The 26,573-nt window shown below is 66.7% G+C and carries 25 protein-coding genes and 1 pseudogene; 8 read left to right on the top strand and 18 right to left on the bottom strand.

All coding sequences use genetic code 11. The features are described from left to right. Positions 1 to 156: 156 nt before the first annotated feature. The gene (locus OG874_RS26725; RefSeq protein WP_330249881.1) at positions 157 to 966 is read left to right on the top strand and encodes a nuclear transport factor 2 family protein; all 810 of its coding nucleotides are present in this window, start codon (positions 157 to 159) and stop codon (positions 964 to 966) included. A gap of 6 nt (positions 967 to 972) precedes the next feature. Here the strand turns inward: OG874_RS26725 and OG874_RS26720 are convergent, their stop codons facing one another. Beyond that, entirely contained in the window at positions 973 to 1,875 is a 903-nt protein-coding gene (locus OG874_RS26720; protein WP_330249880.1) for a sterol desaturase family protein, read from the bottom strand. 225 nt (positions 1,876 to 2,100) lie between these two features. On the opposite strand from OG874_RS26720, the gene OG874_RS26715 reads away from it, so the two are divergent. Beyond that, on the top strand, positions 2,101 to 3,264 hold the full coding sequence (locus tag OG874_RS26715; RefSeq protein WP_330257419.1) for a sensor histidine kinase: 1,164 nt from the start codon (positions 2,101 to 2,103) through the stop codon (positions 3,262 to 3,264). Beyond that, entirely contained in the window at positions 3,261 to 3,914 is a 654-nt protein-coding gene (locus OG874_RS26710) for a response regulator transcription factor (RefSeq protein WP_330249879.1), read from the top strand. The genes OG874_RS26715 and OG874_RS26710 overlap by 4 nt, the downstream gene beginning before the upstream one ends. Here OG874_RS26710 and proS read toward each other — a convergent pair. The 6 genes and pseudogenes from proS to OG874_RS26685 all read right to left on the bottom strand — a co-directional run bounded on the left by proS (position 3,908) and on the right by OG874_RS26685 (position 9,455). Then, a complete protein-coding gene (gene proS / locus OG874_RS26705) occupies positions 3,908 to 5,347 on the bottom strand; it encodes a proline--tRNA ligase (RefSeq protein WP_330257418.1) in 1,440 nt (479 codons plus the stop codon). The genes OG874_RS26710 and proS overlap by 7 nt on opposite strands. Before the next feature lie 334 nt (positions 5,348 to 5,681). Then, positions 5,682 to 6,419: an endonuclease/exonuclease/phosphatase family protein gene (locus OG874_RS26700; protein WP_330249878.1), complete on the bottom strand. Its 738-nt coding sequence runs from the start codon at positions 6,417 to 6,419 to the stop codon at positions 5,682 to 5,684. A gap of 268 nt (positions 6,420 to 6,687) precedes the next feature. Next, the gene (locus tag OG874_RS26695) at positions 6,688 to 6,930 is read right to left on the bottom strand and encodes a hypothetical protein (protein ID WP_330249877.1); all 243 of its coding nucleotides are present in this window, start codon (positions 6,928 to 6,930) and stop codon (positions 6,688 to 6,690) included. A gap of 26 nt (positions 6,931 to 6,956) precedes the next feature. After that, positions 6,957 to 7,019: pseudogene (locus tag OG874_RS44870) on the bottom strand (hypothetical protein); the annotation flags it as partial. Positions 7,020 to 7,135: 116 nt separating this feature from the next. Next, positions 7,136 to 8,101: an RNA polymerase sigma-70 factor gene (locus OG874_RS26690; protein ID WP_442943111.1), complete on the bottom strand. Its 966-nt coding sequence runs from the start codon at positions 8,099 to 8,101 to the stop codon at positions 7,136 to 7,138. Positions 8,102 to 8,255: 154 nt separating this feature from the next. Then, a complete protein-coding gene (locus OG874_RS26685; RefSeq protein ID WP_330249875.1) occupies positions 8,256 to 9,455 on the bottom strand; it encodes an NAD(P)/FAD-dependent oxidoreductase in 1,200 nt (399 codons plus the stop codon). A 150-nt stretch (positions 9,456 to 9,605) separates the two neighbouring features. Between OG874_RS26685 and OG874_RS26680 the strand changes: the two genes are divergently transcribed. Then, positions 9,606 to 9,956, top strand: coding sequence for a hypothetical protein (locus OG874_RS26680; RefSeq protein WP_330249874.1), 351 nt, complete (start codon positions 9,606 to 9,608; stop codon positions 9,954 to 9,956). Between the two features lie 65 nt (positions 9,957 to 10,021). Here OG874_RS26680 and OG874_RS26675 read toward each other — a convergent pair whose 3' ends face one another. Further along, positions 10,022 to 11,290 carry a glycosyltransferase 87 family protein gene (locus OG874_RS26675; protein ID WP_330249873.1) on the bottom strand — a complete coding sequence of 423 codons (1,269 nt, stop codon included), beginning with the start codon at positions 11,288 to 11,290 and terminating at the stop codon, positions 10,022 to 10,024. Positions 11,291 to 11,398: 108 nt separating this feature from the next. Between OG874_RS26675 and OG874_RS26670 the strand changes: the two genes are divergently transcribed. Continuing rightward, positions 11,399 to 12,022, top strand: a complete 624-nt coding sequence (locus OG874_RS26670; RefSeq protein ID WP_330249872.1) for a TetR/AcrR family transcriptional regulator — start codon at positions 11,399 to 11,401, stop codon at positions 12,020 to 12,022. Between the two features lie 2 nt (positions 12,023 to 12,024). Here OG874_RS26670 and OG874_RS26665 read toward each other — a convergent pair whose 3' ends face one another. The 3 genes from OG874_RS26665 to OG874_RS26655 all read right to left on the bottom strand — a co-directional run bounded on the left by OG874_RS26665 (position 12,025) and on the right by OG874_RS26655 (position 14,361). Continuing rightward, on the bottom strand, positions 12,025 to 13,182 hold the full coding sequence (locus tag OG874_RS26665; protein WP_330249871.1) for an alpha-hydroxy-acid oxidizing protein: 1,158 nt from the start codon (positions 13,180 to 13,182) through the stop codon (positions 12,025 to 12,027). A gap of 585 nt (positions 13,183 to 13,767) precedes the next feature. Beyond that, positions 13,768 to 14,052: a hypothetical protein gene (locus tag OG874_RS26660; RefSeq protein WP_330249870.1), complete on the bottom strand. Its 285-nt coding sequence runs from the start codon at positions 14,050 to 14,052 to the stop codon at positions 13,768 to 13,770. A gap of 144 nt (positions 14,053 to 14,196) precedes the next feature. After that, positions 14,197 to 14,361: a hypothetical protein gene (locus tag OG874_RS26655; protein WP_330249869.1), complete on the bottom strand. Its 165-nt coding sequence runs from the start codon at positions 14,359 to 14,361 to the stop codon at positions 14,197 to 14,199. Positions 14,362 to 14,741: 380 nt separating this feature from the next. On the opposite strand from OG874_RS26655, the gene ctaD reads away from it, so the two are divergent. Then, positions 14,742 to 16,487 (top strand): aa3-type cytochrome oxidase subunit I, encoded by a 1,746-nt coding sequence (gene ctaD, locus OG874_RS26650; protein WP_330249868.1) that lies wholly within the window; start codon positions 14,742 to 14,744, stop codon positions 16,485 to 16,487. 27 nt (positions 16,488 to 16,514) lie between these two features. On the opposite strand, the gene OG874_RS26645 is transcribed toward ctaD, so the two are convergent. Beyond that, positions 16,515 to 16,988, bottom strand: coding sequence for a DUF6194 family protein (locus tag OG874_RS26645; protein ID WP_330249867.1), 474 nt, complete (start codon positions 16,986 to 16,988; stop codon positions 16,515 to 16,517). A gap of 63 nt (positions 16,989 to 17,051) precedes the next feature. Here OG874_RS26645 and OG874_RS26640 point away from each other — a divergent pair, with 63 nt between their 5' ends. Next, on the top strand, positions 17,052 to 17,756 hold the full coding sequence (locus tag OG874_RS26640; protein ID WP_330249866.1) for a MerR family transcriptional regulator: 705 nt from the start codon (positions 17,052 to 17,054) through the stop codon (positions 17,754 to 17,756). Positions 17,757 to 18,223: 467 nt separating this feature from the next. Beyond that, the gene (locus OG874_RS26635; protein ID WP_330249865.1) at positions 18,224 to 18,688 is read left to right on the top strand and encodes an STAS domain-containing protein; all 465 of its coding nucleotides are present in this window, start codon (positions 18,224 to 18,226) and stop codon (positions 18,686 to 18,688) included. A gap of 14 nt (positions 18,689 to 18,702) precedes the next feature. Here OG874_RS26635 and OG874_RS26630 read toward each other — a convergent pair whose 3' ends face one another. From OG874_RS26630 to OG874_RS26605, 6 genes are all read right to left on the bottom strand, one after another. Next, complete coding sequence (locus tag OG874_RS26630; protein WP_330249864.1) at positions 18,703 to 19,905, bottom strand: DoxX family protein; 1,203 nt, start codon at positions 19,903 to 19,905, stop codon at positions 18,703 to 18,705. A gap of 77 nt (positions 19,906 to 19,982) precedes the next feature. Continuing rightward, entirely contained in the window at positions 19,983 to 20,846 is an 864-nt protein-coding gene (locus tag OG874_RS26625; protein ID WP_330249863.1) for an alpha/beta fold hydrolase, read from the bottom strand. An 85-nt stretch (positions 20,847 to 20,931) separates the two neighbouring features. Next, the gene (locus OG874_RS26620; protein WP_330249862.1) at positions 20,932 to 22,671 is read right to left on the bottom strand and encodes an N-acyl-D-amino-acid deacylase family protein; all 1,740 of its coding nucleotides are present in this window, start codon (positions 22,669 to 22,671) and stop codon (positions 20,932 to 20,934) included. A 6-nt stretch (positions 22,672 to 22,677) separates the two neighbouring features. Beyond that, positions 22,678 to 24,357, bottom strand: a complete 1,680-nt coding sequence (locus OG874_RS26615) for a class I adenylate-forming enzyme family protein (RefSeq protein WP_330249861.1) — start codon at positions 24,355 to 24,357, stop codon at positions 22,678 to 22,680. 26 nt (positions 24,358 to 24,383) lie between these two features. Then, complete coding sequence (locus tag OG874_RS26610; protein WP_330257417.1) at positions 24,384 to 25,424, bottom strand: NAD(P)-dependent alcohol dehydrogenase; 1,041 nt, start codon at positions 25,422 to 25,424, stop codon at positions 24,384 to 24,386. Further along, positions 25,424 to 26,572, bottom strand: coding sequence for a serine hydrolase domain-containing protein (locus OG874_RS26605; protein ID WP_330249860.1), 1,149 nt, complete (start codon positions 26,570 to 26,572; stop codon positions 25,424 to 25,426). The genes OG874_RS26610 and OG874_RS26605 overlap by 1 nt, the downstream gene beginning before the upstream one ends. Between the last annotated feature and the right edge of the window lies 1 nt (position 26,573).

The raw sequence follows: 26,573 nt of genomic DNA, 5'->3' as shown, positions 1-26,573 counted from the left end.
CCTCGGATAGCGAGGGGAATCAACGCCTTCGATCGGCCGATAACGGCGACCTTCTCCCGGTACCGCCGGTGGGCGGCGAAGGCCCGTAGCATCGAATCGCAGCGTCGAAATTAGAACATGTTCTACTATGTGACGCAGTAGCAAGGAGGAACTGTCATGCCGCTGGATTCCACCGCCGAGGACCTGCTCGCGGCCGTCCGGGCGTCGCCGCGCGCGGTGGCGGCGCACGACAAGGCGGCCTGGGTGGGGCTGTTCGCCACCGATGCCACCGTGAACGATCCGGTCGGTTCGCGTCCGCATATCGGCCGCGCCGCGATCGAACGGTTCTACGACACCTTCATCGGCCCCAATACCATCGCCTTCCAGGTCGAGCACGACTTCATCGCCCCGCCGACGGTGGTCCGGGACCTGCTGATCCGGACCACCATGTCGACCGGCGCCGCCGTGGCCGTGCCGATGCATCTGCGCTACGACCTCGTCGAGGACGATGGCACCTGGCAGATCACGCGGCTGGCGGCGCACTGGGAGTTGGCCGCGATGATCGTGCAGCTACTGCGCACCGGAATCCCCGGGCTGGGCGCGGCGCTGAAACTGGGTCCGCAACTGATCGCCAACCAGGGCTTCGGCGGCATGCTCGGCATGATGCGGGCATTGCGCGGCATCGGCCGGACCGGCAAACGCGCTGCGGCCGAGGTGTTCTCGGCCGCCGCGGCCACCGATATCTCGCGCGTGCGGCGACTGCTCAGTGACCGCACGATCATCGAACTGCCCGCGGGCACCCGGATCTCGTTGGAAGAGTTCACCAATCGAGCCCGAAATATGCAGTGGGACAAGCTGATCGCCGCCGGTCGGACGGTGAGCGCCAGCGTCCGACTCGACTCGGCCTACGGTGTCGCATTCATCGAATTCGCCGCCGACTCCCGCCGAATCATCGCGATCCGCATCTACACCCACCCGATCGCCTGAGCGCGGCTACCCGACGACCGATCGCTCGGGCGCCGACTCGGGGATGACCGCGTCGTCGGTGCGCGCCTGCTCGGTCCACCCCGGCGGACCGAAGACGTAACCGAGACGGCCCTTCCATGAATTCGCATGGCGCACATCGCTGATCAGTGCGCCGAGTTCGTGGTAGTTGACCTTCAGCGGATTGTCGGTGCCGATGTTCTTGGTGAGGCCGTAGCGAATCGGTTCGCTCTCCGCGGCGAAGCTGCCGAACACACGGTCCCAGATGATGAACACGCCACCGTAGTTCTTGTCGATATAGGGCTGATTCGAGCCGTGATGGATCCGGTGGTGCGCGGGCGTATTGAACAGGAACTCGATGGGGCGCGGCAGGGTCCGGATGCGCTGGGTGTGGATCGGGAACTGGTAGAGCAACCCGATGGTCTGCAGCAGAAAGATCATCCACGCCGGCAGGCCGATCAGAGCCGCTGGCACCCAAGCGAATCCGCGCACGATGGTAGCTGCGGGATGCACCCACGGCAGCCGGATGGCGGTGGAGAGATTGAAGTACTGACTGGAGTGGTGCACGCTGTGCGCGGTCCACAGCAGCCGGACCCGATGGTCGGCGCGATGTGCCCAGTAGTAGCAGAAATCGGTGACCACCAGCCCGAGCACCCACACCCACCAGCTCCGCGGCGACAGGTGCAGCGGCGTGATCGCGGCGGCGAGCACCACCGCCGAGAACGGAATCAGATACTGCAAGACCGGCTTGAGGAATCGGCCGAGCAGATAGGTGGTGATATTCGAGGCCATATCTCGCCCGGAGTGGCCGTTGGCCGGGCGATCCGGATCGCGCCGGTAGTCGATCCACTCCACGAACATGAGTACCGCGAACGCCGGTATGGCGTAGATGAACAACTGCGCACCATTCACAATGGCTCCTCCGATCAACTTCCGTACCGCCACGTTACGGGCGCTGGCCTGCGAAAACATCGCGCTGCCGGGGGATCGGCGGTCCCCCGGGCGGGGGATGCGCCGCGCCGCGCGCCCGGGCACAGTGAGATCGCGGGCGCCGCGGTTCGCGCTGGGTAGGATCGCCCCCGGACGGCTCGTCCCCGACTGTCGAAACGATGCGAAGGTGGTGGCGAACTGTTGGATGTGAGCAGATCGCTGGCCCGCCAATCGCTGGTGGTCGCCGTCGTGGCCGCGGCGGTCGATACCGCGATGCTGGTTCTGAACGGGATCTTCGCGGTGGCGCCGTGGCAGGCCACCGCGGTGGTGATCGGCATCGTCTCGGCCGATCTCGCGCTGGCCGCCCCGCCGCGCACCGCGGGCACGGTGGCCGTTGCCCAGGTGGTGCTGCGGCTGGCCGAAGCCGTGATGCTGCACCGGCACGGCTTCGCCGCCCGGTTCGCCGATGTCGGATTTCTGGTGGCCGGATATCGGGCCGGAGCCTGGATGGTCGGACCGAAATCGGTGGCGACAGTCGTCACCCTGTGCACCGGCTTCGCGGCCGCGCATCTGCTCGTCGGCAGCAATACCTCACACGATTGGCGGTTACTGGTGGCGACCACGGTGTCGGTCGGGGTGGTGCCGTGGCTGGTCGGTCGGTACACGGCGGCGCGGGGCGCCTACATCGCCGATCTCGAGCAGCAGGCCAAACTCCGTGCACAGGAGCAGCGGGCCGCGCTGGCCCGCGCCGTCACCGATGAGCGCGCGGCCATCGCCCGGGATCTGCACGATGTGATCTCCCATCACGTCAGCGCCATCGGCATCCATGCGGGCGCGGCCCGAATCGCCATGGCCGACACCGGTAATGCCGCCGCCACCCGGTCGTTGACGGCGGTGGAATCGAGCAGCCGGGCGGCCATGGTCGACCTGCGCCGCCAGCTCGATCTGCTGCACGGCCGCGAGGACGACGGCCAGCGCCAGCCCGGACTCGCCGATATCGACGACCTGCTGGAGCGGGTGCGCGCAGCCGGATTGGCCGTCGAATTCACCGTGCGTGGCGTCACGGTCGAGCTGCCGGATTCGCTGAATCTGACGCTGTATCGCATCGTGCAGGAGCTGCTGACCAATGCCCTGCGCCACGGCGACGGCGAGCACGCCGAGCTACTGGTGGACTACCAGCCGAACCGGGTCGTGCTCGAGTCCACGAATCCCCTCGCCGATACCGTCGACGTGGCCGGTGCGGCCGAACACCGCGGTCTGAGCGGGATCCGCCAGCGCGCCGAATTATTCGGCGGCGAACTGACATTCGGGCTCGACCGGGCGGAAAACCGTTGGCACACCAGGGTTTCCCTGCCGATCGGAGGGTCGTGAACACACCGGTCCGGGTGCTGATCGCCGACGATCACAGCATGTTCCGCTCCGGACTGCGCGCGGTCCTCGACAGCCAGGACGACCTGGCCTGCGTGGCCGAAGTCGGTGATGGCCGCAGCGCGATCGCCGAAACCGCCCGGCTGCGACCGGATGTCGCGATTCTGGACGTGCGGATGCCGAAGTTGGACGGGCTCGCGGCCACCGAGTCCATCGTCGCGGCGGGCGGCACCCGCGTCCTGGTGCTCACCACCTACGACAGCGACGCCAACCTCTACCGTGCGCTGCAGGCCGGAGCGAGTGGGTTCCTGCTGAAAAGCCTGCCGCCGGAGGAATTGGTGGCCGCCATCCGGATCGCGGCCCGCGGCGACGCCCTGATCGATCCGTCCATGACCCGCCGTCTGATGTCGCGCTTCGCGGGCACACTCGCACCGCCACAGACCCCGCCGGAGGTCGCGCAACTCACCGCTCGCGAACGAGAAGTATTGCTGCTCTTGGCCGATGCGCGCAGCAACGCCGAGATCGCCGCGGCCCTCGGTGTCGGCGAGGAGACGGTGAAGACGCATGTATCCCGGGTGCTCGCCAAACTCGGTGTGCGCGACCGCATTCACGCGGTCGTGTACGCGCACAAGCACGGCTTGTGCGATCAGTAGGCGCGTCCGAAGATCACGCGCTTGCCGTACGCCGACGCCGCTCGGCACCGCACGCACACACCGGTCGCGGGTTCGCCGTCGAGTGGAATACAACGTGGGGTGGCAGCGGTCGCTGTCTTGATGTCGTCCTCACAGGACGACGTGCCGCAGTGCAATGCCCGCGCCCATCCGGTCGATACCGCATCGGCGAAATCCGCCCAGCTGTCGACCGTGTGGGTGTGACTGTCGCGGAACTCGGTCGCGCGGGCGAGCAGGAACGCCTGGAACTCGTCCAGGACCCCGGGCATCACCTCGGGCAGGGAGCCGAGCGGCACGGACTGCTTGCCGTCCTCGCCCAGACGCCGCACCATCATCGCGGTGCCTGCCGCTAGATCCCGAGGCCCGAGCTCGAGCCGGACCGGTACGCCGCGCATCTCCCACTCGTTGTACTTGAATCCGGGGCTGAGCTGGGGACGGGCATCGACGTGGGTACGCACACCGGCTGCCCGCAGGCGGCGCGCCAGATCGTCGGCCGCGTTCTCGACCTCGGTGTTGTCGCCGCGGGTGATCGGCACGATCACCACCTGATACGGCGCCAGCTTCGGCGGGAACACCAGCCCCTTGTCATCACCGTGGGTCATCACGATGCCGCCGATCATGCGGGTGCTCATGCCCCAGGATGTGGTGTGGCACAACTCTTCTCGGCCCGCGTCGCTGGTGTAGCGGATGTCGAACGCCGTGGCGAAGTTGGTGCCCATGTAGTGCGAGGTGCCGGCCTGCAGTGCGCGGCCGTCGCGCATCATGGCCTCGATGGTGAATGTCGCCACCGCTCCGGCGAAGCGCTCGCCGGGCGTCTTCTCGCCCGGGATCACCGGCATCGCGGCGAGGTCGCGCGCCACCTCATGGTAGATGTCGAGGGCGAGCATGGTCTCGCGGCGCGCGTCGGCCTCGTCGACGTGCGCGGTATGGCCTTCTTGCCACAGGAATTCGGTGGTGCGCAAGAACATTCGTGGCCGCAGCTCCCAGCGCACCACATTCGCCCACTGGTTCAGCAGCAGCGGCAGATCCCGGTGCGAGCTGATCCACTTGGCCATCATCTCGCCGATGATCGTCTCCGATGTCGGCCGTACCACCAGCGCCTCTTCGAGCTCCTTACCGCCCGCGTGGGTGACGACCGCCAGCTCCGGGGAAAACCCTTCGACGTGTTCGGCTTCCCGGCTGAGATAGCTTTCCGGGATCAGCAGTGGGAAGTAGGCGTTCTCGTGACCGGTGTCTTTGATACGGCGGTCGAGTTCGGACTGCAACTGCTCCCACAACCGGTACCCGTACGGTCGAATGACCATGGTGCCCTTCGCCGGGCCTCGGTCCACCAGACCTGCCTTGAAGACCACCTCGTTGTACCAGGCAGCAAAGTCCGCACTCTGGGCGGTCACACCGCGCTCATCCCGTGCCATGGCCACACAGACTACTGGGATCTGCTTCCGCTCCGGCACCAGCGCCGCCGAGGACCTCCTGGCGCGCCGTTGCGCGCGGTTAACCCGGCGAGCGGCCCGTGCGATAACACTTCTGAAGCCCCGGACCATCCCCTTCGGACCGGGGCTTCGCCACGCTCCGGGTGCTCTGTCGGTAGCCCGCACCAACTGGGCGTTGGCCACCAGCTCGTCGGTGATGATCTCCAGGATGTGCTCTCTGGTCGCCTCGGCGCGTTCCTGCGTCGGACGACGCCGCTGACCAACGGCTTTCGTCGGCATCGCACTCTCCTGCCTGTCGTTAGCAGACGAGCTTCGCTCAATTCGGTGGAATATGTTGGGCAACAAGCGATTCGAGGACGGTCGCGTGCACGTAGTTGTGGTCGGAGATGCCCGCGACGTTCTCGACGGCCGCGTTCTCGACGACTGCGCCGCGCGCGATCACGTGGTCGATGAACTGCGACTTCGTATCCGAGATGCGTGGGCGCGTCGGGACCGAATCGGGTGCGAGGTCGGCGATGGTGAAGGCGGGGCCGAGGGCGGCGGCGACGGTGTCGCGATCGATGTTGAAGTCGCCGAGCAGCACCGTGGCTCGATCCTGGGTGGCGAGTTCGGCGAGGCGGGCCAGTTGGCGGGTGCGTCGCGGGTCGCCGGTGACGTGCGTGGCGATAATGACCATGTCGGCCGTCTCGACGGCCAGCGCGCCGTTGCCGGGATCGTTCTCGAAGGATTCGGCGGCGACCTCTCGGCCCGGTCCGTCGACAACCAGGACGAGGTGCTCGGTGCGATCCCGCAAGGGGCTGGTGCCGCTGTGTGGTCGCGGCACGCGTGGATAGCGCAATGCGTGAATATCCTTGCCGGGCAATGCGAGTCGCAGACTCGCCAGCTGGTCACCGCTGACCTCCTGCAGGGCGATGACCTGTTCGGTACGGTCCGCGACCCAGGCGGTCACCGCCGCGATGCGCGCCGCCTCATCGGGCCAGTGTGTCGCGATATCGGAGCCCCAGTTCTCCGCGTGCACGCGATGCAGGACATTCCAACTGGCCACGGTGATCACAGCTCACGATGCTAGTGGTCATCGGCCGGGAGCCGCCGCCGTTGTAGGTACCTCGGCAGCGGGATCGCGGGCGCTTCCAGATAATTCCACACGGTACTGAAATCGGTCCGATGCGATTGTGCCCGAGCACTACGACGAGCGCCGGCGATACGGCTCAGATCCCGCGGGTCATGTCCGGCACCGTTCGGGTCGGGTCCCCCAGCGTTGCAGGAGATCTCCGCTATGAATCCCGCTCGTATTCTCGCGATGGTTGTTGTGGTGCCGTACGTCACTGCCGCGACGGCATTCGGTTGTTGATGAATGCCACGATCTCGTCGAGCGTGGGGTGGTAGCCGTCGGTGGTGTCGACGTCGAGCGACGGGGCGTCGACCGATACTCGGTCGAAGGCGTGCGCAGGTGGTATGGACGTTCTCGATTGCGGATCCGAATGTGCTTGTCGCAGTGGGTTGTCCCGGTGGCGCTGGCGGATTCGCCGCGCGGCCACTTCCGAGGTCGGCAGATCGCCGGGCATCCCACTTCGGTGGCGATGGTATGGGCCAGTGTCGTTTTGCCCGCCCCGGGCGGGCCGCTGATGACAACAAGCGTCGGCAATTGCGTCACGTCCGCAGTTATAGCGCGTTCGAGCTGGTCGACGATTCATCGTCGTTACCGAAGTGATCTCTTCTCACGCTCTTGGACGGCGTTGCGCTCGGCGGTCGGCTGAGCGACCGTCCACGTCATCGCAGGGTGAGCGAGGTCTCGGATGCGATGCGGGTCAGCTTCTCCGGGTTGCGGACGAAGTAGAGGCCGGTGATGCGGGCGTCCTCGAAACGGAACGCCAAGATGCCGTCCATCTCGCCGTTCACGTGTAGGACGAGTGCCGGGTTGCCGTTGACCACGGTGGGGGCCGTGGTGAGCGTGATTCCGAACTTGGCGGTACCGCCGATGATGAAGCGGACCACCTTCTCGGCGCCGATGACCGGCCGCAGCGCGGCCTGCTTGATACCGCCGCCGTCGCTCATCAGCACGACCTCCGGGGCGAGCACGTCGAGCAGGCCCTGCGGGTCCCCGGTTTCGAGTGCGCGCTGGAACGACTCCAGCGCCGCCCGAGTCTGGCTCGGGGAGACCACCGAGCGCGGGCGGCGGGCATCGACGTGCTGGCGGGCGCGGTGCGCGATCTGGCGGACGGCCGCCGGGGTCTTGTCGACGGCGGCCGCGATCTCGTCGTAGCCGAGGTCGAAGACCTCGCGTAGCACGAAGACCGCCCGCTCGGTCGGCGACAGTGTCTCGAGGACGAGCATCAGCGCCATCGACATACTCTCGGCGAGCTCGACGTCCTCGGCCACGTCTGGCGCGGTGAGCAGCGGCTCAGGCAGCCAGGGGCCGACGTAGGACTCCTTGCGGCGCTTCATTGTGCGCAGCCGGTTGAGCGCCTGCCGGGTCGTGATCCGGACCAGGTAGGCGCGCTCGTCGCTTACCTGCCCCAAGTCGACCTTCACCCACCGCAGCCAGGTTTCCTGGAGGACGTCTTCGGCATCGGCCGCCGATCCGAGCATCTCGTAGGCGACGGTGAAGAGCAGGTTGCGGTGGGCGACGAAAATCTCGGTCGCCGGGTTGGTGGCGTGTTCGCGTGCGTCCACAGCAGGGTCCTTATTGTTGGCAGCCGTTCGATTCGACCACACCTGTTCGGTGCGATGGATCATGAGATACCACCCGGCGCACACGCCGAGTCGACGGCGATCCGTTGCCCATAGGACCGCCGATCGCCGCATGTCGTGCGGCGACACGCCGCGATAACGTGCCCCGCCGCACGACATGCAGCCCAGATCCGTTGCTGGTCAACCGGACACCGATGCGTCAACTTGCCAGTTCAGCGGTGGTCTGCGCCTCGCCGCGCTCGGCCTGCAGCAGTTCCTGGCGCTTGTCATCCTTGGCCCACCAGGTGCGCGCACCGGGCTTGCGTGCTTCGTACGACAGCTGCCAGACGGTGCTCTTGCAAATGACCTCCTTGAGCTTCGCGCCCGGGCGGCCGCCGAGGTAGTACCACTTGGCGGTGTCGTGTTTATCGGAGAACTGGAAGATGCCGACGCGACGACCCAAGCTGATGCACTGGCCGGCGAACCCCACGTCGATGGTCGCGGGCTGCTCACCCGCGAGTCGGCTGAGCACGGTCTCGGCGGCCTGCGGGCCCAGCTGAACCGCGGACTGGCAGCCCATCCGGAACGGCAGGTCCGACGGTGCCGCCGAATCCCCGGCCGCGACGATGTGCGCGTCGTCCACACTCGTCAACGTCTCGTCCGTGCGCAGGCGGCCCATGGCGTCGGTGCTCAGCCCGCTCCGGGCGGCCAGGTCCGGCACACCGAAGCCGGCGGTCCAGATGGTCACCGTGCTCCGCAGCGTGTGGCCGCCACTGAGCCGCACGGTATCGCGTGTCACAGCCGTCGCCTTCGCATCGGGGCCTTCGATCACGGTCACCCCGAGTTTGTCCAGCCGCTGGGCCACCGAGCGTCGACCCCGTGGGTGCAGGTACGGGCCGAGCACCTCGCCGCACACCAGGGTCACCCGGCGGCCCTGCTCCGCCAGCTCGGCGGCGGTCTCGATACCGGCCGGACCGGCTCCGACAACCGTCACCGCGGTCGTGGCGGGCGCGGCGTCGAGGACCGGCCGCAGCCGCCGCGCATCCTCGAAGGTGGCGATCGGATAGGCGAACTCGGCTGCTCCGGGCACATTCGGGTCGGCGTTGCCGCTGCCGACCGCGTAGATCAGATAGTCGTAGCCGACCGTGCCACCGGTCGCCAACATCACGCTGCGCTCGGCGGCGTCGATCCGTGTCACGGTGTCGACCACGAGTCGCACCCGCTCGTTCAGAACTTTGCCGTACTCGACGACCGTCTCATGGGTCCCGGCCGCCAGTTGGTGCAGGCGGATCCGCTCGACGAAGGTCGCGCGCGGGTTGATCAGAGTCACTGTCACGTCGTCGCGCTGCGTCAAGCGATTGGCCGCCATAACGCCGGCATATCCGCCGCCGATCACGACCAGATCGGTGTTCTCGGTCATGGTGTCTCCTTCGTCTCGAGGGGTATGGCATCAAGACACCGCGTGACCGATTGTTGTGACAGTGCGTGACGCAGGTCACTCCGCACGCGTGGGCTCGGTATGTGGACTCCCGTGGTCGCGGGTTGCTCGGGTAGTGACATACTCGAAAGTATGTTCGAGAACCGTCGGTGGCGGGTGTGGCGTCCGTTCTCGCCGCCGCGGCCGGTCTATGTCGATGTAGACCGTGTCCTGTCCGCTGATCTGCCTGATAGCAGGGCTGTTCCGTCCGGAGTGCGCAAGCACGGGTTGGTGCTGCGCGGCCGAATGCCCGCCGAGCAACGCGCGTGGTACCGGTTGATCGACGGCCGCTGGATCGCCAGCCTTCAGCTACCTGTGCAAGATGGCGACGGCTGGATCTACCTGGACATGATCGCCCCGGCCGACGCCGTCGCTCCCCGCGAGGACGGCACAACCTTCCCGACCCGCCCATCCGACCAATGGGGCCAGCCCCGCCGGTACTAACCGGGAACCGAGCCGGCTGGACAAGCGATCACCATGCGCCGGCGCAGGCAAACGCCGCCCCTGCATCAGCGCATTCTCGACGGCTCCACAGCTTGTGTGCGGAGGCGGCGTGACTGGATGGCGGCGGTGGTGAAGAGGGCCAGGGTCAGCCAGATGTAGGCGTTGTGGATGAGTAGACCGAACGTTTTGTCCGAGGGGTAGTTGATGGTGCTGCTGAATGCGGAGCCGAGGAGGGCGAAGACCCCGCCCGAGGCGACTGCCAGTGCCAGTAGGAGGCCGAGTGGGGCGGCGATACCGCGGCGGCGAAATGCCAGGTCGGCCAGGTAGATCAGGAGCGGGGCGAGCCAGACCCAGTGGTGCACCCAGCTGTACGGGGATACCGCGGTGGTGGTCAGTCCGCACAGGACCACGGCGGGGAGTTCGTGGCCGGTCAGCGACAACCGTCGCGCGAGGCACAGGCAGATCGCGGCGATGGCGAATGCGCCTGCCAGCCAGAGCAATTGGTGATTGCCGGCGACGCCGACGGTGCGGGCCAGCATGCCGCGCAGCGACTCGTTGGACGGATTCTCCGGGACGCCGACGCGGGTGGGGTCCGCGAACGCGCCGCTCCAGAAGGTCAGCGAATCCTTGGGCATGGCGGCGAGGCCGATGAGTACGGTCGCGGCGAACGCGCCGGTCGCCGTCGCCGCGGCCCGGTATCGGCGGGTGACCAGCAGGTAGATGACGAAGAAGGCGGGGGTCAGCTTGATTCCGGCCGCGATCCCGGTCAGCACGCCTTTCCAACGCGACGAGTCGGGCAGCGCCATATCCGCCAGCACCAACAGCAGCAGAAAGATATTGATCTGACCGAAGGCCATGGTTTCGCGCACCGGCTCGCACCACAGCAGCAGTCCGGCGATCGGCAGACCCAACAGCACCAGCCGCCGGTCCCTGCGGTAGCCGAGCATCGACAGCGCCGCCCAGGCCGACGCGGTCAGCATCGCGAAGTTCCCCAACATGCCGACCCAGGTGTACGGCTCACCGTGGAGGTCGATCAGCGGCACGAACAGCAGCGCGGCGAACGGCGTGTACACGAACTCCCAGACGCCGCGGGTGTGGCCCAGCAGCGGGGTGTCGTAGATGGAAACCCCGTCGGCCACCCGGTGCCCGGCGATTTGATAGACGCTGAGATCCATCAGGTGCGTGAACATCGCGGGCGTGGCGAGGGCCTGCTCGACGTAATAACCACCGGCGACCGCGCCGAGCACGAAGATCGTCCAGAACGCGACGGCGGGAACAGTGCGGCGCTCCGGCGCCGACGGCACCACCGTCGTTTCGATCGTCGATAACGACAAGGCTCATCTCCCAGCGATCGCGTCCGGACTCGCCGACCTACGGTAGTGGCAGTCGGCTCCCAGCGCACACCGTCGACTTCCCCGCCGGTAGGACCGTATTGTCCACTAGTGGCTGCGTCATCGCGGATGTACGACGGACGCCCCGTCGCGGACCGTCGTGCCCAGCGGCGTGCGCAGTTCCTGGCCGCGGGGTTGGCGGTCTTCGGGGAGAGCGGTTACCAGCACAGTTCGATCACCGAGTTGTGCCGGGTGGCCGGGTTGGCGCGCAGCCAGTTCTATGAGCACTTCGACAACCGCATGGATCTGCTGATCGCGGTCTACGACTCGATCCAGGTCGAGGCCAGGCAGGCGGTCACCGTGGCGACGGACGCGGCCGCACCGGGTGATGTGGTCGGCCGGGCCCAAGCGGCGGTGCGGGCCTATGCGGAGTCGATCGGCCGCGACCCGCGACGGGCTCGGATCGCGCACGTCGAGGTCGTCGGCGTCAGCGAGCGGGTGGAGCGGCGCAGGCTCGAGCAGCGCGAGCTGTGGGTGACATTCTTCGAGGATCAGCTCCGGCGCGCGCTCGGACCGGATTTCGTCCCGCCCGGTGGGTACCACGCCGCCGTGACGGGATATTTCGGCGCGCTGATGGCGCTGGTGCACCATTGGAGCACCGGAGATCCGCGGACCGATCTCGCCGGGCTGACCGAGGTGCTGACTCGGTTCCTGATCAGTCTGATGACACCGTAGGGTCAGCGGCCATAGGTGGCCGGCCGAATATTCTCGCGCACCGCCGCGATATCCGGATACCCGTTCACCGCCATCAGCAGATCCGCCTCCGCCAGGATCATCCGCAGCACGTGCACCAGACCCGAAACCCCGCCCAGCGCAAGGCCGTACACGTACGGACGGCCGATACCGACCATCGTCGCACCCAGGCCGAGCGCCTTGATCACATCGGTGCCCGACCGCACGCCCGAGTCGAACAGCACCGGCACCCGGTCGGCACATGCCTCGACCACCCCGGGCAGTGTCTCCAGCGCGCTCAGACCGCCATTGGCTTGGCGTCCACCGTGATTGGAGCAGTAGATGCCGTCGACGCCCGCATCGATCGCGCGGCGCGCGTCCTCGGGATGGGAGATGCCCTTGAGGATGATCGGCAGTTCGGTCAGCGACCGAAGCCATGCCAGATCGTCCCAGCTGAGCGGATTTCCGAAGGTCTGCACCCAGTGCAGCACGATGGACTGCGGGTCGTCCGAACCGACCATCTTCTGGAATACCGGATCGGTGGTGTAGTTCTTCAGTACGTGCCCGCGCAGCTGTGGGAAGTTGCCGCTCGACAGGTCGCGCGGACGCCAGCCCGGAATCCAGGTGTCCAAAGTGACTGTGATGCCGCGATATCCGGCCTGCTCCGCCCGGCTCACCAGACTCGCGGCGAGATCGCGATCCTTGGGTGTGTACAGCTGGAAGAAGCTCGGCGTCGCGCCGGCATGGCCGATGACCTCCTCCAGCGGATCCTGCATCAGCGTCGAGAAGACAGCGGGCACACCGGTTTTCGCGGCGGCCTCGGCGACCGCGATATCACCGTGCTTATCGCCCACCAACCCGATCACTCCGACCGGGGCCAGGAAGATCGGGGTCGGAAAGGTGAGTCCCCATGCGCTGACCGACAAATCGCGCTCGGTCGCGCCGACCAGCATCCGCGGCACCAGTCCCCAGTCCGCGAACGCCTCGGCATTGCGCCGCTGGGTCAGCTCGTCACCTGCGCCACCTGCGATGTAGGAGTGCAGTGACGCGGGCAGTGCGGCCGCTGCCTTCGCCTCGAGCGTCGCGTAGTCCATCGGGAAATCCGGCGCGTGACCACTCAGCGCGGTGAAATAGATCTCGTTCTGATAGTCGCCGAACGCCACTGTTCTGCCCTCCAGTAGGGGACGATCGGAGGGGTGGCCTCCACTTGCCCGAATATTAGACGCTAATGTCCATAATGAAGGCTGGACGAACCGCGAAACATTCGACCACGGCGCAGCGAAGGAGTCTGTGCGATGTGCGTCACATGCCGGCGCGGTTCGGACCGGATCACCTGCGCATCGAGGTCCGACGGCATCACGTGCCGTGCGATGGGTAATCCGGGAACAAGTGACAGATTGTGAGAACCTCGCCGTGAATCTCGACTACCTCCCTGGACACAGTGATCACGACCTTCTCGTGGCCGGTCAGATCATGAGCAGCCCACTACGCCGCCTCGTGCACCTGGCGCTGGGCCTGTCCACAGAATCCATGGACCTACTCACGGCCCTCACCGACCGATTACGAACCGCTGAGGGCGCGCTAGCGGACCCAGCGACCTCGGGCGAGTTCTGAGCGCCCACCCCCTCCGTCGGCGACATCGAGAATCCGCTCATGCAGGATGGCTCTCGACGTTGCCTGCGTCAGCGCACGGCGAGCACTTGTCCGGACTTCGGGCGGGTTCGGATGGCGCGGAGGTCGTGGTCGGGTCAGAGTCGGGCGGCGATCGGGTACATGGTCGCGAATGTTGTCGATCGCGTGCCGCATCCGGCGCATTCGAAGTGCACGCCGAGGTCGAAGAAGTAGTGGATGCGGAAGTAGCAGGTGTCGCACATGAGGTCGGCGGCGCTGGGGTGGCAGCATGCGCGTTTGCGGACGTGCCATTCGGCGCGATGTCGGCAGGGGATGTCGTCGAAGCGGAAGGTGCAGGCCGGGAGTGGGTTCAGCGATTCGATGATGTCTTCGAAAGTTGTTGGGGCCGTTGCGGTGTTCATCGGCGATGCCCTCCCTACTGCGTTATCGGATATATGCGGGCGGGGGCGATGACTCGTGCGTCCACACATGGGGCTAATCGATAGCTGAGGATTTGCCGTTACGGTGATATGTAGCACGTCGCTGGTTCGTTCGGTTGCCTGAAGCTAGCTGACCTGTGCGGAGTCGGGAACGAACGCGCGTGACGAGCCGAGGACGACCGGAATGTGCTGGTAGCCGCGCAGATTGGCGAGTCTGCGGTGCGGTGCGTTTGCTTCGATTCTCGGCGCGCCGTCGATCTCGGTGTCGCACAAGGCCGTTCGACTGGTCATCTGCACCGGGCTGTCGAAACGTAGCATCTCCTCGATTGCAGCGGGCCAGCGGTGCGGTTCGGCGCGCAGCAGCTCTCGACGATCCGGTCGTGCAGCCGGGCGACGGCGCGCGGAGTGAACGTCTGTGCGACGGTCTTGCGGTAGCGGGTGTGCTCGGGCGGATCCACCACCAGCATCGACGGCGGGTCGACCGGGCTGGCCAATTTCCCATCACGCTACGGCGGCACATCACACCGTGGTCGCAGCTGCGGCTCCTACCAGGGAAGGGGCCGCACTCGCGCCGCGTGCGGTGTCAATGGATCAAACCCGGCATGCCGGTGATAGAAAAGGCGCATAATCCGGTCACCGGCTGCTCGGCGGTTTGGAAGGTGGCGACGACAGTGAGTACCACTCAACTGGAAGCTGTTCGACCGTATCCGGCCCGTACCGGGCCGAAGGGCTCCTATATCTGGAAAATGATCACCACCACCGATCCGAAGGTGCTGGGGATCATGTATTTGACCACCTCGATGACCTTCTTCTTCATCGGTGGTCTGATGGCACTGCTGATGCGCGGCGAGCTGGCGCGGCCAGGCCTGCAGTTCCTGTCGCCGGAACAGTTCAATCAGCTGTTCACCATGCACGGCACGATCATGCTGCTGTTCTACGCGACCCCGATTCTGTTCGGCTTCGCCAACTGCGTGCTACCGCTGCATATCGGTGCGCCGGATGTGGCGTTCCCGCGGCTGAACGCCCTGAGCTACTGGCTGTATCTGTTCGGCGCGACGATCGCGACGGCGGGTTTCGTCACCCCCGGTGGTCCGGCCGATTTCGGCTGGACCGGCTACGCACCGCTGAGCACCATCGAGCACGCGCCCGGTGTCGGTGCGGATATGTGGATCATGGGGTTGGCGTTGTCCGGTCTCGGCACCATTCTCGGCGGCGTCAACATGATCACCACGGTGATCTGCCTGCGCTGTCCCGGTATGACCATGTTCCGGATGCCGATCTTCACCTGGAATATCCTGGTCACCAGCATTCTCATTCTGCTGGCCTTCCCGATTCTGACCGCGGCGCTGATGGCGCTGGCGTTCGACCGGCATCTCGGCGGGCACATCTACGACACGGCCAACGGCGGGGTCCTGTTGTGGCAGCACCTGTTCTGGTTCTTCGGCCACCCCGAGGTGTACATCATCGCGCTGCCGTTCTTCGGGATCGTGACCGAGATCTTCCCGGTGTTCTCGCGCAAGCCGTTGTTCGGGTATACGACGCTGGTGTACGCGACCTTGGCGATCGGCGCGCTATCGATCGCGGTGTGGGCCCATCACATGTATGCCACGGGAGCCGTGCTGCTGCCGTTCTTTTCGTTCATGACCTTCCTGATCGCGGTGCCGACCGGGGTGAAATTCTTCAACTGGATCGGCACCATGTGGCGCGGCCAGTTGACCTTCGAGACGCCGATGCTGTTCTCGGTCGGATTCCTGGTGACGTTCCTCTTCGGTGGTCTGTCGGGCGTCATCCTGGCCTCCCCGCCGCTCGACTTTCACGTCACCGATAGCTATTTCGTGGTCGCGCACTTCCACTACGTGCTGTTCGGCACCATCGTGTTCGCCACCTTCGCGGGCATCTACTTCTGGTTCCCCAAGATGACCGGCCGCCTACTCGACGAACGCCTGGGCAAATGGCACTTCTGGACCACCCTGGTCGGTTTCCACACGACCTTCCTGGTCCAACACTGGGTCGGTGCCGAAGGTATGCCACGCCGCTACGCCGACTACCTGCCCAGCGATGGATTCACCGCGCTGAACACGATTTCCTCGATCGGCGCGTTCATCCTGGGCGCCTCGATGCTGCCGTTCATCTGGAACGTCTTCAAGAGCTTCCGCTACGGCGAAGTGGTCACCGTGGACGATCCGTGGGGTTACGGCAACTCACTGGAATGGGCCACCTCCTGTCCGCCGCCGCGGCACAACTTCTACGAACTGCCGCGGATCCGCTCCGAACGTCCGGCCTTCGAACTGCACTATCCCCATATGGTCGACCGGATGCGCGCCGAATTGCATGTCGGATGGGGTGCGCAGGCCAAGCACGCCGCGGAGGTCGCGGAACAGTCGAAGACCACGGAAGCTCCTGCGGCAGAACCGTAAGCCTTCCCGCGGTCTTGGACAGCAGAGTCAGTGCGCTTGTGATCCGGCGCGGCGCTGGTAGCGCGCACAGGCGCGGTCATGGGCCGTGCGCAGCAACTCCCGGACCGAGTCCGCGGTCCGCGTGTCCGGGTTCACCACGGCCAGCCACCCTGCGCTCCCATAGACGGGGTGCGCCAGCACGGTGTCGACCATGCTCGGGTCAGCGCCGCTGACCGGCGTGCGGGGATCGTGGCCGGTAAACCGGATGAAGGCGTCCTTGCCGGCGCTGATGTTCAGGCGGAAGGCGCCGGGTCGGTCGAGCCGGGATCCGTCGTCATCGGGGTAGTCCTTGGTCACGATCGTCGCGAACGGTTGGGTCGTGGTCGGGACCTTGCCATCGGGTGCGTAGTAGAAAAACGTGTCCCCCCAAGCGATTTCGGGTGAACCGTCGCCGGGCTCGGGCCGCAGCGTCAGCACCCCGCCGAGGGTCTCGATGAACTCAATGATCTCGTCGATGCTCATGTGTTCTAGCGTTACATTGAAGTGCTTGTGGAGACTTGTGGACCGATTTCCGGAGGTGAGCATGTGAAAAGTCGCAACTTGCCACGCGTCCGCACCAGCGACGTCGCGCAACGTGCCGGATACTCCGTGCAGCAGGTGCGCAATCTCGAGCGCGATGGCGTGCTGCCGCTGGCAACGCGCAGTCCTACCGGTTACCGGATCTATGACGAATCCCATGTGCGTTCCGCGCAGGCCTATCGAGCTCTGGCGGCGGGCACCGGTCCGACCGACGCCAAGAAGATCATGCGCGCCGCGCACGCGGGCTCGGGCCTGTTCGCCCTCATGGACGCGGCACACGCTCGATTGGACCGGGAGCGCCGCGATCTCGCGTTGGCCAGGGCCGCCGCCAGGGCGATCACCGACGAGCCCATCGATGATGTGCGGCCATCGGATGCGATGAGCATTTCCGAGTTGGCGAGCGCGCTCGGCGTGCGCACCTCGACACTGCGGCACTGGGACGCCGTCGGGCTGGTCACGCCCGGTCGAGCCACCACAGGGACAGCGCGCAGCTACCCACCCGACGACGTGCGCGATGCACGGATCGTGCACCAACTGCGCTTGGCCGGATACCGTATCCCGCAACTCCAGGCGCTGATGCCGCAACTGCGAGCTGCACGCCGCTGGGACGATGTGATGGCCGGCCTGGCCGCCCGCGACGCGAGCATCGAAGCCCGCTCCAGGGCCCTCCTCGCGGCGGCCGCCGCCCTCGGCGCACTGATCTCCCTGTAGCGCATGCCCATATCCGGGAAGATGAGCAGCACATTCTTCTTCGGCTGTCCGGCGACCCGCGTCGTCGTGCCTGCGATCTTGCGCTTCGAATCGGCGATGAGCTGTTCGGCGCGCCGGGTACGTCGAAGATGGTGCCGAAATCGCGCAGCATGGCGTAGCTGTCCTCGATGGTCGGGATTCCGGTGACCGCGCCGGTCACACCGCAATTCGCCCGGGGCACAAAGGAATTGGCGCCCACGCTGGACAGCTCCGCGCGGGTGGCGAAGCCCTGATCGGCCGAGAATCCGCCGCCTCGGTGGAGATGGCTCGTATTGTGCACAAGTGTGTGATCCTCACCACGAATTCGGGCTCCGCCGTCGACCCGCCGGAGCCCGGCTGATCGGGCATGGCGCGCTCCTCTGTACAGACCCGGCGGACCCTGCTTCACTTGTGAGAAAGGTCTGTACCCGGACCTCAGGAGCGAGCGCATGTCCACCCACTTCGCCGCTTACCCGGCAGGTCGACCCGCCGACCGTGACGGACCGGAACACGGTGAGCGCGTCGATCTTTCGACCATGCCCGGTGCCCGGATCATTCAGTTCGCGGTCAGCCACCCGCGTGGTGACGTGACGCTCATTGTCGTCGCGGGTGAAATCGATCTGTGTACCGCGCCGCGTCTGCGAGACATGTTGTTGCGCGCGTACGGTTCTCGGGTCTCGACCATGGTCGTCGATCTCTCGCCGGTCACCTTCTTCGCCGCCGCCGGGCTGACGACGCTGATCGAGGCCCAGGCGGCGGCGGAACAGGCCGCCGGCCGAATGGTATTGATCACGACGGTGCGCTGTGTCGATCGCGTCATCGAGATCACGGGGTTGTCCACGACTTTCCGCCGCGTCGGCTCGCTGGCCGCGGCGCTCGCCGAAACCGCGACCGGGTGTGAAGCCGGGGTATAGGCACCCCGGTGCTCTCAGCGGCGCCGTGCCTCCACGCGAGTACGGGCGTCGGCAATCCGTTCCTGCGCTTGCGCGACACGTTCCTGGGCTTTGTCGAGGCGGCGCAGGGCCCTATCGACCCGCGGCTGTGCTTTTTTCGCCCGCCGCTCGGCCTTCGCGGCAAGGCGAGTGCCACGCTTGTGCGCCTGCTCGGTGAGCTCCGCACCGCGTTCGCGAGCGGTCGAGGCCAGCTCCGGCCCACGCTCTTTAGCGATTTCAGCCAGTTCCGCGCCACGGTGCTGCGCTCGTTCGGCCAGTTCCGCGCCACGGTGCTGGGCGATTTCGGCGAGTTCCGTACCACGGTGCTGCGCTCGTTCGGCCAGTTCCGCGCCACGGTGCTGGGCGATTTCGGCGAGTTCCGCGCCACGGTGCTGCGCCCGTCCGGCGAGATCCGTACCGCGGTGCTGGGCCTTTTCAGCGAGTTCCGCGCCGCGTTCCCGTGCCGCCGAGGCGACTTCGGGCCCGCGTTCCCTGGCAATCTCGGCGAGTTCCGCCGCCTTCTCGGCCAGCTTCGCGCCACGTCCCTTGGCGAACTCGGCCCATTCCGGGCCGTGTTCCCGGACCGTCTCGGCTATTTCGGCACCGCGCTCCTGCGCGACCGCCGCGGCGACATCGCCGAGTTCACGTGCGCGGACCGCGGCGTCGTACGCATGTCGGCGCAGTGCCTCGCCCGTCGGCGAATCCGCCGCCGTCGCGAACGGCAAAGCCGCCGAGACCGCTGCGGTCGCATCGCTCGCGGCCCGTCGCCCCCGCCAGCCGAGCGACGGTTTACCTCCGGTATCCGCGCTGGCGATCATCAGACCGCCGAGCAGGCTCACATCCTTGAGGAAGGCGGTGCGTTTGGCCGCCTTGCGCTCCGGATCCTTCTCCGCCCAGAAGTCCTGTTCGGTGACCGTGGCGGGGATGACAGTCGCGGCGAGGACGAGCGAGGCGAGCCGCGGCACCTTGCCGAATGCCAGCAGCACACCGGCCGAGACCTGGGTGATCGCGGTGACCCGCACGACCATCCCCGGATCCGATGGCAGTTTCACGGCGACACTGTCGGGCAGCGATTGCTGGCCCTGCTGGACCAGCGCGGTCGCGGCTTGGGTGCGCGGTTCGGGGTGGACCAGCGCGTCGACACCATCGGCGACGAACGCGGTCGCCAGCAGTGGTCGGGCAAATCGGCGTAGCAGCATGATGTCCCTTTCCTCGGTGACCAAGGTTCGGGTTCCCGCGTTCCGTGCCGGCAAACAACAAGATCAACAAACCGGAATCAGGGCTTGACCGGTCGTTTTGCCGCGCTATATGGCCGTACCTCCGGTGCGGCCAAGAAGGTGGTGATGACGCTCGTCACGGTTTCGGGATCCTCCACCATCGGCAGATGGCCGCAATCGTTCAGCTGGATCCGGGTGTGCGTGTGCAGGGTCTCGTCGAGTTTAACGCCCGCGCGGGCCGACAGGATGCGGTTCTGTGAGCCCCAGATGGTGCAGATCGGCGGGAACCCGGGGCCCGGGGTGAACACGTCGAGGTCGGCGTAGGTCGGAAAGTCCTGCACCAGGCCGTGCAGCGCGAGCAGCCGACCCTTATCGCTCCAGTGCGCCATGAGGCGCGGCGAGTGGTGCAGCATGCGCCGCCGACCCTGCTCGCCGAGTTGATCGGCGAGGATCCGGGTCACGACGGCCTCGGGCAGGGCCAGTCGGCGGGCCACGGGGGCCAGCGGCAGCCTGGCATCGACCCAGGCCAGTCCGGCTTGGCGTCCGGCGCGGACGGTTTGCCAGGTCAGCGGGTTGCACAGCACGAGCGCGCGGACGTTGTCCGGACGCGTCATCGTGTACCGCAGCGAGGTGGCCGACCCGAGGCGGTTCCCGACCAGGACGACATCCGCGAGTTCGTGCGCGGCGAGGAAGGCTTCGAGCATGTGCACGTAGTCGGCGAGCCGGTACCCGTCCGCCGGCTGCTCGGATTCGCCGTAACCGGGCAGGTCGAGCGCGAAGACCTCGTGCCGGTGTCGTAACTCCCCGATCTGATCGTCCCAGATATGGCGTTGGGTGCCGGCGTTGTGCAGCAGGACGATGGGCGGGCCGCTGCCGACTTGGTCGTAGACCACGGCCCGGCCACGATGTTCGAAGCTCGCCACGTCGCCTCCTTGCGAGTGGGCAGGCGAACACGCTGTACGCCGGTACTTGCCAAGGTAGACCGAAATCGGCAGCGGCGAAGGCGAATTACCGCGCGCGCAAGAACCGACCCGTGCGACGCGTACCGAGTGCTGGACCGGGTTCGCCGTTGCCGAAGACGAATTCGCCGCCGACGAGTACCGCGGTGACGGTCGCGTCATTGCGGTTGACCATCCGCGAGAGATTGTCGAACGGTTCGATCGGACTTTCGGCGTAAGCCTCGACGGTCTCGTCCAGGTACGCGGGATCGATGACGACCAGGTCGGCTCGGTCACCGGGACGCAGATGGCCCGCGTCGATGCCGTACCAGTCGGCGAGTTCGCCGGTGATGCGGTGCACGGCGCGTTCCAGGGACAGGAACGGTCGGCCCGCGCGCTCGGCATCGTGTACGCGGCGCAGGAAGCGCAGCCCGAAGTTGTAGAAGGCCATATTGCGCAGATGCGCGCCCGCATCCGAGAAGCCCAGCTGCACACCGGGATCGGCGGCGAACTTATCCAGTACTCGCGGACGATGGTTGGAAATCGTTGTCCGCCAGCGCACTTTGTCGCCGTGCTCGACGACCAGGTCGAGGAACGCGTCCACCGGATGCAACCCGCCGCGATCCAGACCGACCTGACCGAAGGTCTTGCCGAGCACCGCGGAATCCGGACACTCGACGATTTCGGCGTCGAAGAAATCGCGATGCCAGACCCGGGGCCCGAACTTCTTGTCGTAGTCCTTGCGGAAGCGGCGGCGATAGTCCGCGTCGCGCAACAGCTCTCGGCGCTCATCCACCTGATTGGACAGATGCAGCGCGGCCGCGCCCGAACCGAACTCCTCGAAGACCGGCAGATCGATACCGTCGGAGTACACCTCGAACGGCACCGGCAGATGCTGCCAGCGGAAGTCGCCGCCCAGCCGGTTGAGCACCCGGGCGATCAACGGAAAGAGATGCGCGACAGCGGGAATGGCCTTGATATCGGCCGCCGAGAGCAGACTGACCTTGAGTGGCTTTCGGAAGATGCCGAGACTGCTGGCCGCCATCGCGACCAGGCTCTGCGGCCGGGCCACATCCGGACCGCCCTGTAGTGCGCGGCCGCGACGACGCAGAATCGTGTTGAGCCTGCGGCGCTCCCGGGTGGTCGCATAGGTCGAGGGCAGGGTGCGCGATCGGCAGACCTCACCGTCGAGCTTGTCGAACAGCAGCTGCTGGGAGGACATGCCGACGAAGCCCGCGTCGAGCGCCTCCTCGAGTTTTGCCGCCATCGCGTCGAGTTCGGCGTCGGTGGGCCGAATCTCCTTGCGGGTGGCGCGATCCAGGCCCATCTGGGCGGCGCGGATATCGGAGTGTCCGATGAAAGCGGCGAGGTTCGGCCCGAGCGGTAGTGATTCCAGCGCCTCGACGTAGTCCTGTGCCGAGGTCCAGGACTTGGTTTCGGTCATCGCCGCGATCACATATTCGCGCGGGATGGCCTCCACCCGACCGAATAGATCACCAGCGTCGGACGGGCCGACGTGCACCGTAGACAGTGAGCACGAGCCGAGCAGCACGGTGGTTATGCCGTGCCGGATCGACTCCACGAGTTCCGGGCGCTCCAGCACCTCGACGTCGTAGTGGGTGTGAATGTCGATCATGCCGGGCAGCACCCACTTCCCGGCGGCGTCGATGACGTTCGGACAGTCGGATTCCGCTAGCGGCTCGACCGAGATGACGGCGATGCTGCCGTCCCGGATGCCCAGGTGGCGGATGGCCGAGGGCGAGGCGGCGCCGTCGAACCAGCGCCCACCCTTCACGATGGTGTCGTACATGAATTCTCACAGCCCAGGATCAGCGGACAGCGCCTCGGCGATCCCGGCGCGCACGACCTTGCCGGTCGCGTTGCGGGCCAACGGTGTGGTGGTGAGCCGCCAGCGGGCGGGCACCTTGTAGTAGGCGATGCGCTGTTTCGCGAACTCGGCCAGCTCCTGTTCGGTTGTCGCAGTGGGACTTTCGATGACCACCAGGGCGGCGACCTGCTGTCCGAGGTCATCATCGGGCAGGCCGACGACCGCGCACTCGCGAACCGCGGGGTGCTCGTCCAGGCACTGCTCGACCTCGGTCGGATAGACGTTCTCGCCGCCGCGCAGGATCAGATCCGAACGCCTGCCGGACAATCGGAGCCGGCCCTGCTCGAGCACGCCGATATCGCCGGTGCGCAGCCAGCGGTCGGGGGTGATGGCGGCGGCGGTCGCGGCGTCATCGGCCCAGTAGCCGAGCATGACGTAGGGGCTGCGCACCCAGATTTCGCCTTCCACGCCTTCGGCGACCGGCTCGCCGAGCGCGTTGCGGATCTGCAGGTCGACTCCGATGACTGGGCGGCCCACGGTATCCGGGAACGCCGCGAGTTCGGCGGGTGCGGCGATCGTCGCCGCGGTACTGCATTCGGTCATCCCGTAACTGGTCACCAGCGCGGCCTTGGCGACCGGAAGTTGGTCGCGCAGTTGCTGTTGCAGTGCGGCCGAGGACGGTGCGGAGTTGAGCGAGAAGGCGGCCAGCGAGGACAGATCGTATCGGGACAGGTCGACCTCGAGCAGTCGGCCGGCCATGGTCGGCATCGCGCCCCAGTTGCTGATCCGCTCCCGCTCGATCAGCCGCAGGATCCGGTCGGCGTCGAACGCGCCCTGGTAGATGACGGCGGTATCGCCGGTCACCAGCCGTGGCAGCACCAGATTGTGCAGGCTCGCGATATGGAACAGCGGTGAGGTGAGCAGGAACCGGCGGCCCTTCGGACTCCCGTCGTCGACACCGCCCTGGAACGCGGCGGCGAGCGCGTCGTTGAAACGGTGATAGTCGATGACCGCCACCAGGTTTCGGTGCGAATGCACCGCGCCCTTGGGACGGCCGCTGGTGCCGCTGGTGTACAGGATGACCGCGGGATCGTCCTCGTCGACGGAGGTTTCCGGCAGCTCGCCGGCACCGAATTCGGCGATCAGGGCGGGCAGGTCGTGCTCCATGGTGAGCACCGGGACCTGGATGTCGAGCGCCGCCACCTGGGCCGCGCGTTTCGCGTCGACGATCAGGACGGCGGGGCGGGTGTGATCGACGCCGTAGGCGATTTCGCGCGGCATCCACCAGGCGTTGTAGCCGACCGCGATCGCGCCGATGGCCTGTGCGGCCCAGAACGTCACCACCCATTCGGGGGTATTCGCGGCGAGAATGCCGATCCGGTCACCCTTTTCGACGCCGTACCGTTCGCGTAACGCGCGAGCCAGCGCGCCAACGGCGGCGGCGTGTTCGGCATAGGACATCCTGTGGTCCTCGGTGACCAGATAGTCCCGATCGCCCAATGCGACCGAGGCCGCGAGCACCCCGCGCAACGACCGGACGCGGTCTTTCAGCACGGGAATCGGCGTGCCGAGCACATCCTCGACCGTCATCTCGAACTGACCACCCGGCCCGGTCAGCTTCGCCACGGCCGCGGCGGCCAGCGCATGTGGGTCGAAAGGCTTTGTCATAGATGGCACTTCCTCATGAGGTTCGGCTAGGGGACGAGGACGGCGCGGCCGGTGATCAGACCGCGTTCGAGGCGGTCCAGGGCATCGCGGCCCTGCGCGAGATCGAAGCGTTCGACCTCGACCGTGAGCCTGCCCGACTGCGCAAGGGCGACCGAGTCGAGCAGGTCGGATCTGGTGCCGCCATAGGACTTTCGGATCGAAGCGCCCCACGGCCAGCCGGGTCCGCCCGCTGGTCCGGCGGTGATCTCGGGCGCACCGCCACCGAGTCCGATCATGCGGTACGCGCCGTTGGGGGCCACCGACTCCACCGCCAGGGTGGCGGTCGCGTCGACACCGACGAAATCGAAGACGGCATCGGCACCACGACCGTCGGTGCGGTCCAGGATCTCTCGCGCGGAATCGGCCCCGGCGATCAGCCCGTCGGCCGCGCCGCAGCGAGCAGCCAGGGCGAGCTTCTCCTCGCTGACATCCACCGCGATCACGTGCGTCGCGCTGGTCGCGGTGAGGATCTGCACCGCGACATGGCCGAGCCCGCCGATGCCGATGACCACCGCCACCGAGCCCGGCCGCAGCTGCGCACGCGCGCCGTTGATCGCGTGATAACTCGACAGGGCGGCATCGGCCAGCGGTGCCGCCTGCAGGAAATCCAGATCGCCAATGGGTACGAAAGAGCTGGCCGGGATGCGGATGTACTCCGCCATGCCGCCGTCCGGACCGAGCCCGGGGCACGGCGGCATCGCGGTGCGACCGGCGGCGCGGCAGACATTCTCGTTGCCGCTCACGCACTCTCGGCAGACGCCGCAGGACCAGCACAGGTAGACGATGCCGCGCTCACCGGCCACGCGGCCCTCGACAGCGCCGCCGACCGCCTCGATGGTGCCCGCGACCTCGTGGCCCAGTGTCAGCGGCTCCTCGCGCATCTTGAACGGAATGTGCAGCACATGCAGATCGGAGTGGCAGATGCCCGCCGCGCCGACCCGCAGCAGCAGCTGCGTCGGCCCGATCTCGGGCACCGCGACTTTGCGCAGTTCGAGTACACCCGGATCGGTCAGTTGCAGTGCCCGCATCATGATCGGTCTCCGCGCACCGCCGCGAATGTCGCGCGCAGATAGGCGTCGGCGCGTGCGGAGCCGATGAGTCCGGGCGCCATCTTGTTCATGGTGTAGGCGAAGGTGACTCGGTGATCGAGGTCGTTGACCACGATGGCGCCGCCGAATCCGGCCCACCAGCAGACCCGGCCGCCGGGAACCTCCGGTGCGGTCTGCGGCTGGGGGAGGCCGTAGCCGAGGCCGAAGCGCAGCGGCAGTAACAGCGCCAGATCCGGGCCGTCGGATTGCTGTTCGAAGATCAGCTCGATCGTCTTCTCCGACAACAGCCTTCGGCCGTCCAGCTCGCCGCCGCAGGACACCAGCGACTGCACGCGGGCCACCGAATGGGCATTGCCGTGCCCGTTCACCGCGCCGATCTCGGCCGCACGCCACCCGGCGCTATTGGCCTCCGGGATATCGAGCAGCGGGCTGGTGAGCGTCTTGACCAGGATGCTGTCCTGATCGAGTGAGGCCATATCGAATTCCAGCAGCGGCGGCGGGATCAGCGGCGCGATGCGGTGGTGATGTTCGGGACCGGTGCCGATATGGAAGTCGGCATCCAGCGGTCCGGCGAGTTCTTCGGCGAAGAACTGTCCCAGGGTGCGGCCGGTGATGCGGCGGATCACCGCACCGATCAGGTGACCGTAGTTCAGTGCGTGATAGCCAGATGCGGTGCCCGGCTCCCACCACGGCTCTTGGGCCGCGAGCCGGGCGCTGGCCGCCTCGGTGTCGTAGATATCGGCCAATTCGATCGGCGGCTGCCAGCCGGAGACGCCCGAGGTATGGCCGAGCAGCTGGCGAATCTCGATATCGCCCTTGCCATTCGCGGCGAATTCCGGCCAGTAGTGCGCGACTTTCTGCCGCACATCCAGTTCGCCGCGGTCGACGAGCAGCAGTGCGGACAGCGCGGTCATGGTCTTGCTGATGGAGAAGACATTCACCAGGGTGTGCTCGGTCCACGGTTCGGTGCGTTCGAGATCGCGGTGCCCGCCCCAGATATCGACGACCGGTTCGCCATCGACGGTGACGCAGATCGATGCGCCGAGCTCCTCGCCCGACTCGATCTGATTCGCCAATTCCGTTCGGACATCGGCGAATTGGTCGGTGCAGATGCCGGAAATCGTCATC

The sequence above is a fragment of the Nocardia sp. NBC_00565 genome (genome assembly GCF_036345915.1).
In the GTDB taxonomy this organism is placed as follows: domain Bacteria; phylum Actinomycetota; class Actinomycetes; order Mycobacteriales; family Mycobacteriaceae; genus Nocardia.
Note: the sequence above shows the minus strand (reverse complement) of the source record. Positions and strands in the feature narration are given on the sequence as shown.

Bases quoted from the DNA above. Each gene is read 5' to 3' on its own strand.
- OG874_RS26725 (WP_330249881.1), top strand. From the start codon at position 157: ATGCCGCTGGATTCCACCGCCGAGGACCTGCTCGCGGCCGTCCGGGCG.
- proS (WP_330257418.1), bottom strand. From the start codon at position 5,347: ATGGCACGGGATGAGCGCGGTGTGACCGCCCAGAGTGCGGACTTTGCT.
- OG874_RS26695 (WP_330249877.1), bottom strand. From the start codon at position 6,930: ATGCCCGGCGATCTGCCGACCTCGGAAGTGGCCGCGCGGCGAATCCGC.
- OG874_RS26690 (WP_442943111.1), bottom strand. From the start codon at position 8,101: ATGATCCATCGCACCGAACAGGTGTGGTCGAATCGAACGGCTGCCAAC.
- OG874_RS26685 (WP_330249875.1), bottom strand. From the start codon at position 9,455: ATGACCGAGAACACCGATCTGGTCGTGATCGGCGGCGGATATGCCGGC.
- OG874_RS26680 (WP_330249874.1), top strand. From the start codon at position 9,606: ATGTTCGAGAACCGTCGGTGGCGGGTGTGGCGTCCGTTCTCGCCGCCG.
- OG874_RS26660 (WP_330249870.1), bottom strand. From the start codon at position 14,052: ATGAACACCGCAACGGCCCCAACAACTTTCGAAGACATCATCGAATCG.
- OG874_RS26655 (WP_330249869.1), bottom strand. From the start codon at position 14,361: ATGACCAGTCGAACGGCCTTGTGCGACACCGAGATCGACGGCGCGCCG.
- OG874_RS26645 (WP_330249867.1), bottom strand. From the start codon at position 16,988: ATGAGCATCGACGAGATCATTGAGTTCATCGAGACCCTCGGCGGGGTG.
- OG874_RS26635 (WP_330249865.1), top strand. From the start codon at position 18,224: ATGTCCACCCACTTCGCCGCTTACCCGGCAGGTCGACCCGCCGACCGT.
- OG874_RS26630 (WP_330249864.1), bottom strand. From the start codon at position 19,905: ATGCTGCTACGCCGATTTGCCCGACCACTGCTGGCGACCGCGTTCGTC.
- OG874_RS26620 (WP_330249862.1), bottom strand. From the start codon at position 22,671: ATGTACGACACCATCGTGAAGGGTGGGCGCTGGTTCGACGGCGCCGCC.
- OG874_RS26615 (WP_330249861.1), bottom strand. From the start codon at position 24,357: ATGACAAAGCCTTTCGACCCACATGCGCTGGCCGCCGCGGCCGTGGCG.
- OG874_RS26610 (WP_330257417.1), bottom strand. From the start codon at position 25,424: ATGCGGGCACTGCAACTGACCGATCCGGGTGTACTCGAACTGCGCAAA.
- OG874_RS26605 (WP_330249860.1), bottom strand. From the start codon at position 26,572: ATGACGATTTCCGGCATCTGCACCGACCAATTCGCCGATGTCCGAACG.